This is a genomic window from Microbispora sp. ATCC PTA-5024 (genome assembly GCF_000511135.2).
Lineage (GTDB): Bacteria > Actinomycetota > Actinomycetes > Streptosporangiales > Streptosporangiaceae > Microbispora > Microbispora corallina.
In genome coordinates, this window is the sequence record NZ_KI866522.1 from 2,190,094 (window position 1) to 2,196,243 (window position 6,150).

The 6,150-nt window shown below is 73.9% G+C and carries 7 protein-coding genes; 4 read left to right on the top strand and 3 right to left on the bottom strand.

From position 1 onward, the window contains the following. Positions 1 to 332, top strand: a 332-nt coding sequence (locus MPTA5024_RS43330) for an adenosylcobinamide-GDP ribazoletransferase (RefSeq protein ID WP_036323827.1), incomplete at its 5' end; no start/stop codon positions are given. 29 nt (positions 333 to 361) lie between these two features. Here the strand turns inward: MPTA5024_RS43330 and MPTA5024_RS09730 are convergent. Genes MPTA5024_RS09730 through MPTA5024_RS09740 form a run of 3 tightly spaced genes read right to left on the bottom strand, consistent with a single transcriptional unit; the run spans position 362 to position 2,650 of the window. Next, positions 362 to 1,300, bottom strand: coding sequence for a CPBP family intramembrane glutamic endopeptidase (locus tag MPTA5024_RS09730; protein ID WP_036321738.1), 939 nt, complete (start codon positions 1,298 to 1,300; stop codon positions 362 to 364). A gap of 13 nt (positions 1,301 to 1,313) precedes the next feature. Continuing rightward, positions 1,314 to 2,306 carry a hypothetical protein gene (locus MPTA5024_RS09735; protein WP_051457878.1) on the bottom strand — a complete coding sequence of 331 codons (993 nt, stop codon included), beginning with the start codon at positions 2,304 to 2,306 and terminating at the stop codon, positions 1,314 to 1,316. Further along, positions 2,303 to 2,650: a GntR family transcriptional regulator gene (locus MPTA5024_RS09740; RefSeq protein ID WP_036321740.1), complete on the bottom strand. Its 348-nt coding sequence runs from the start codon at positions 2,648 to 2,650 to the stop codon at positions 2,303 to 2,305. The genes MPTA5024_RS09735 and MPTA5024_RS09740 overlap by 4 nt, the downstream gene beginning before the upstream one ends. 136 nt (positions 2,651 to 2,786) lie before the next feature. Here MPTA5024_RS09740 and MPTA5024_RS09745 point away from each other — a divergent pair, with 136 nt between their 5' ends. The 3 genes from MPTA5024_RS09745 to MPTA5024_RS09755 form a co-directional block, all read left to right on the top strand. Further along, a complete protein-coding gene (locus tag MPTA5024_RS09745; RefSeq protein WP_051457879.1) occupies positions 2,787 to 4,295 on the top strand; it encodes a leucyl aminopeptidase in 1,509 nt (502 codons plus the stop codon). A gap of 144 nt (positions 4,296 to 4,439) precedes the next feature. Continuing rightward, positions 4,440 to 5,819: a dihydrolipoyl dehydrogenase gene (lpdA, locus tag MPTA5024_RS09750; RefSeq protein ID WP_036321746.1), complete on the top strand. Its 1,380-nt coding sequence runs from the start codon at positions 4,440 to 4,442 to the stop codon at positions 5,817 to 5,819. 32 nt (positions 5,820 to 5,851) lie between these two features. Next, positions 5,852 to 6,150 (top strand): biotin/lipoyl-containing protein (locus tag MPTA5024_RS09755; RefSeq protein ID WP_332310605.1); only part of this gene is annotated, 299 nt, incomplete at its 3' end.

The window sequence follows — 6,150 nt, forward strand, 5'->3', positions numbered from 1 at the left end:
AGGGCGTCCCCGCGGCCCGGCCCGGCGGGCTCGGCGCGTTCGTCGCCGGAACGGTGGGCCGGGGCCCGGCCCTGGTCTCCACCGCCGCCGCGGCGCTCGCCGTCGCCGCGGTCGCGGCGCTGTCCGCGCTCCTGCCCGCCGCCCTCGGGACCTCCGAGCCCCCGGTATGGCCGATCCTCCGCGCGCTGGGGGCGATGGCGGCGGGGCTGGCGGCCGCGTGGCTGCTGCGCCGCCGTGCCGTACGACGGCTGGGCGGGATCACCGGCGACGTGCTGGGCGCCCTGGTGGAGACCGCCACGACGGCGGCGCTGCTGGCCTTCTGCCTCCTCTGACCGGCCGGCGCGACGTCCCCCGGCCTCGCTCAGGACGGCGCGGCCTCCCGCTCGACCGGGGCGGAGGGGAACCGGCCCGCCCGCAGCGCGACCAGGGCCGTCACCGCGAGAACGGCCAGTCCGGGCAGGCCCAGGACGCCTGCCAGGGCCGGGTTCGGCGGGTGGGCCGCGTCGCCGAGCAGGAGCGGGACGGCCGCCGTCGCGTTGAGCGCGCCGTGGCCGATCGCGGCCGGCCACACGCTGCCGGAACGCAGCCGCAGCCAGCCGAGCACCACCCCGAACAGCACGCAGAAGCCGACGAAGTACGACGCGGCCCACGGGCCGAGCGACGGATAGTCGTACCCCCGCAGGGTCAGCGGCGCGTGCCACAACCCCCAGATGACGCCCGACAGCAGCAGCGCCCGCACCAGGCGCCCCCGATCCCCGCCCCCGCCGGGGCCGTTCAGGAGCCGGGGCAGCAGCCAGCCGCGCCAGCCCCACTCCTCCCCCAGCGCCGGGACGGCGTTGATCAGCGGGGCGAACACCACGGCTTCGACGACCTGGAGGGCCAGCAGCACCCTCGGGTCGATGGGCGCCTTCGCCAGCGCCTGCCCGGCCTCGCGGCGGAACAGGCTGAGCCCGGCGAGGTCCAGGTGGAGCGTGCCGGCGGCGACGCCGACCGCGGCGGCCACCGCCACGAGCGCGGGGACGCCCAGCCAGGCCACGACCAGCAGCCGCGCCGTCGCCGGGCGGTCGGGCCCAAGCGTGAGGCCCGTCTCCCTGGCCCAGGCGCGGAACGGCGTGCCGCGGCGGCACAGCCGCCAGACGGCCAGCACGCCGAGGGACGGGGTCAGCATCATCACCAGGCCCGTCACCAGGACGGCCGGGGACCCCAGGGGCGCGCCCGACAGCCACAGGGGGATCGCGGCCGCCCACGACGCCCCGAAGGCGACGAGGAGGAACAGCAGGAGATCGCGGGAGGATCGCACGGGAGGCTCCTGATCAGGGACGGGGGGCCGAGACGAGGGCGTTCAGCAGGGCGGCCCCGGTGGCGGCGTCGTCGACACTGATCCCGAGCTGGCCGCCGGAGGTGTACCGCACCACCAGGCACTCCCCGCCGCGGATCATGATGGTGGCCATGCCCGGCAGGCCGCGGAACCCCCAGCCGCCGACGTCGGCGGGACGACGGTCCTCGACCCAGGCCCGCTCGATCCGGTCCAGCGGCACGTGCCGGGACGGCCACCGTAGCGGCCCGAACGACACCCGCAGGCCCTCCGGCCCCGCCTTGACGGAGACCGTCGAGAGCGCGAGCCCGGCCAGGCCGACGACCGCGAGCACGACGGCCGTGGCCCAGGGCGTCGGGGACAGGCCGGTGAGCGTGGCGGCGGCGAGCGAGACGGCGGCGACCAGGGCGGCGATCCCCAGCCACAGTCCGAGCGGCGCGGAGACCGACGACACCCATACCGTCCGGCGCCCGGGCGGCAGGGCGATGTCCCCTCTGGCCGCCGGCGCCGGCGGCCGCTCGTCGGGACCGCGCCGGGCCAGGGCGCGCGCCAGGAGGCCGGCCGCGAACGCGGCGAGGACGACCGGGACGATCCACCAGGCCACCGGGGAGGCGTCCTGCCATCGGGCCCCGCCGAGGTTGGCGGTGACGGTCACGACCTGCAGTCCCAGGAAGAAGACGCCGCACCACGCCAGGGCGGCCGCGGTCCAGGCGCGCACGATCGCGCGGTGGAGGGCGCGCCGCCGCATCGCGAGGCCCAGCGAGACCAGCGCGAACACCACCCACATGCAGGCCGGGCGGACGGCCGCGGCGGCGATCGGCATGGCCCCGTCCGAGGCGCCCGAAGCCCCCCAGTGCGTGGCCATCGGATCCGGCAGCCGCCCGGCCAGCGCCAGGGGGAGGGCGGCCACCGCGGCGGCGACCAGGACGGTCCAGACGGCGGCGGCCAGGAGGAAGGGGGTGCGGGGGTCGCCCCGCCGGGGAGTGGTCATGACATGTCCTTGATGAGGTCGACGACCTCGTCGGGCCCGAGTCCATACCTCGCGGCCTCGTCGAGAAGATCACGCGCCCGTTCCCTCAGCGCCTCGCGGGGGTCGGGGCGGCGCAGCACGGACACGCCCCGCCCGCGCCGGAACTCCAGCAGTCCCTCGTCCCGCAGGTCGCGCAGCGAGCGCAGGACGGTGTTGGCGTTGACGCCCATCGCGTCGGCCAGGTCCCGGGCGGGCGGGAGCCGGTCGCCCGGGGCCACGTCCCCCTGCGCGATGGCGCGCCGGATCGCCGCGGTGACCTGCTCGTGCAGGGGCCGCGGATCGTTGAGATCGAGCGTGAGCAGCATGATGCTAGTGACATTAGCACCATCAACCCGAAGGATCCATATGGTGCTAGCACAATCGGCATCATTTGGACTACCGATAGGTAGGATCAACCCTCGTTTATGCGTAGCGGAGAAAGCCCAGCTAGCATCGGCTCACGTGACCACAGTGCGCGTCAATGCATCTGACACGGTCTCCATCGAGACCGGTGCTCTCATAGTCGGGGTCCATCGCTCCCCCGACGGCCTCCGTACGGCGCCCGGCGCCGAGGGCCTCGACCAGGCTCTCAACGGCCGGTTCGCCGACACCCTCAGCGCGGTCGGGTTCACCGGCAGGCCTGAGGAGATCGCGAAGATCCCGACGTTCGGCGCGCTGCCCGCGCCGATCGTGGTGGCCGTGGGCCTCGGCGAGGAGCCCTCCGGCGCGTACGATCCGGAGCTGCTGCGCCGCGCCGCCGGTGCGGCCGCCCGCTCCCTGGCCGGCACGGCCGACGCGGCCTCCGCCCTTCCCGCCACCACCGCCCAGCAGGTCGAGGCCGTCGCCGTCGGCGCCCTGCTCGGCGCGTACGCCTTCACGCGCTACCGCACGAACGGCGAGAAGCGGCCCCCGCTGGCCGAGCTCGTCGTGCTCTCGGGGGCCGAGGGCGCGCAGGACGCGCTGCGGCACGCGGCCACGGTCGCCGAGTCGGTCACGCTCGTGCGCGACCTGGTCAACACCCCGCCCTCCGACCTGTGGCCTGCCCGCTTCGCGGAGATCGCGCAGGAGACCGGCGGCAAGGCGGGCCTGTCGGTCGAGGTGCTCGACGAGGTCCAGCTCAAGAACGAGGGCTACGGCGGCATCGTCGGCGTCGGCCAGGGCTCGGCCAACCCGCCGCGCCTCGTGCGCCTCGCCTACTCCCACCCCGAGGCCCGCCGGACGGTCGCGTTCGTCGGCAAGGGCATCACGTTCGACTCCGGCGGCCTGTCGCTCAAGCCGGCGGCGTCCATGGACTGGATGAAGTCCGACATGGGCGGCGCGGGGGCGGTCCTGGGCACGCTGCTCGCCGTCGCGCGGCTCGGCCTGCCGGTGAACGCGGTCGGCTACCTGTGCCTGGCCGAGAACATGCCGTCCGGCAGCGCGCAGCGCCCGAGCGACGTCCTGCACACCTTCAGCGGCAAGACGGTCGAGGTCCTCGACACCGACGCCGAGGGCCGCCTCGTGCTGATCGACGGCATCGCCCGCGCCGCTCAGGACGACCCCGACCTGATCGTCGACGTCGCCACGCTGACCGGCGCCCAGATCGTCGCGCTCGGCTGGCGCACGGCCGGGGTCATGGCCAACGACGACGCGCTCCGCGAGGAGGTCGTGGAGATCGCCGGGGCCCAGGGCGAGGGCGCCTGGGGCATGCCGCTCCCCGAGGAGCTGCGCAAGGGCCTCGACTCCCCCGTCGCCGACATCGCCAACCTGCAGCCGGAGCGCTGGGGCAGCATGCTCGCCGCGGGCATCTTCCTGCGCGAGTTCGTGCCCGACGGCGTCCGCTGGGCGCACATCGACATGGCGGGCCCGGCCTTCAACAAGGGCGAGCCGCACGGCTACACGCCCAAGGGCGGCACCGGCGCGATCACCCGTACGCTCATCGGCATCGCCGAGCGCTACGCCGCGAACGGCGAGGACCGGCACACCCTCTGACGGGAACGTCCTGGGCCGCCCCGGCGGCCCGGGCACGCGCCCACGATCTTCCTGGACAAGTGAAAGGATGCTGTCGGGACCACCCGGCGGCGCGCGCGTCCACGCGAAGCGTATTCACCAGCGTATTCAACAAGGAGCATTCCAGTGGCTGATGGCAGCGGCCCCTACGACATCGTCGTCCTAGGTGGCGGTAGCGGTGGTTACGCCTGTGCGCTGCGGGCGGCCGAGCTCGGCATGAACGTCGTCCTCATCGAGAAGGACAAGGTCGGGGGCACCTGCCTGCACCGCGGCTGCATTCCCACCAAGGCGCTGCTGCATGCGGCGGAGCTGGCCGACCAGGCTCGCGAGGGTGAGTCGTTCGGCGTGCGCACCCGTCTCGAGGGCATCGACGTCCCGGGCGTCCACTCGTACAAGGACAAGGTGGTCAGCGGCCTCTGGAAGGGCCTCACCGGGCTCATCAAGAGCAAGAAGATCACCGTCGTGGAGGGCGAGGGCCGCCTGGCCGGCCCGAACCGGGTGACGGTCGGCGACCAGGTCTTCGAGGGCCGCCACGTCGTGCTGGCGACCGGCTCGGTGCCGAAGTCGCTGCCCGGCCTCGACATCGACGGCGAGAAGGTCATCAGCAGCGACCACGCGCTGGTCCTCGACCGCGTGCCGACCTCGGTCGTCATCCTGGGCGGCGGCGTCATCGGCGTGGAGTTCGCCAGCGTGTGGCGGTCGTTCGGCGCCGAGGTGACGATCGTCGAGGCGCTGCCCCACCTGCTCCCGCTGGAGGACGAGTCCAACTCGAAGCTGCTGGAGCGCGCCTTCCGCCGCCGCGGCATCAAGTACGAGCTGGGCGCGCGTTTCGAGAGCGTCAAGACCACCGACACCGGCGTGGTCGTCTCCCTGGAGAACGGCAAGACCCTCGACGCGGAGCTCATGCTCGTCGCGGTGGGCCGCGGCCCGGTCTCGGCCGGTCTCGGCTACGAGGAGGCGGGCGTCACCGTCGACCGCGGCTACGTGCCGGTCAACGAGTACTGCCAGACCAACGTCCCGGGCGTGTACGCGGTCGGCGACCTCATCCCCACCCTGCAGCTCGCCCACGTGGGCTTCGCCGAGGGCATCCTGGTCGCCGAGCACATCGCCGGGCTGAACCCGGTCCCGATCGACTACGACGGCGTGCCGCGGATCACCTACTCCGAGCCCGAGGTCGCGTCCGTCGGCATCAGCACGGCCGTGGCGCGCGAGCGCGGCCACGACGTCGTCGAGCTGTCGTACAACCTCGCGGGGAACGGCAGGAGCAAGATCCTGCAGACCCAGGGCGAGGTCAAGGTCGTCGCCGAGCGCGACGGGCGGGTCCTCGGCGTGCACATGGTGGGCAGCCGCGTCGGCGAGCTCATCGCGGAGGCTCAGCTGATCTTCAACTGGGAGGCCACGCCCACCGACGTCGCCCAGCTGATCCACCCGCACCCCACCCAGTCCGAGGCCCTCGGCGAGGCGATGCTGGCCCTGGCCGGCAAGCCGCTCCACGTCCACAACTAAGCCCTCCTAGCGAACGCGAGAGAAGACACACCATGCCGGTCTCCGTAACCATGCCCCAGCTCGGCGAGAGCGTTACCGAGGGCACCGTCACCCGTTGGCTGAAGAAGGAAGGCGACCGCGTCGAGGCCGACGAGCCGCTGCTTGAGGTGTCGACCGACAAGGTCGACACCGAGATCCCGTCGCCCTCCGCCGGATACCTGACGAAGATCATCGTCGCCGAGGACGAGACGGTCGAGGTCGGCGCCGAGCTGGCCCTCATCGACTCCAACGGCGCCGCCGCGGCCCCGGCCGCGGCCGAGGCCCCCGCGCCCGCCCCCGAGCCGGAGCCCCA

Excerpts from the sequence above, each read along its gene's own strand:
- MPTA5024_RS09735 (WP_051457878.1), bottom strand. The coding sequence starts at position 2,306 with ATGACCACTCCCCGGCGGGGCGACCCCCGCACCCCCTTCCTCCTGGCC.
- MPTA5024_RS09740 (WP_036321740.1), bottom strand. The coding sequence starts at position 2,650 with ATGCTGCTCACGCTCGATCTCAACGATCCGCGGCCCCTGCACGAGCAG.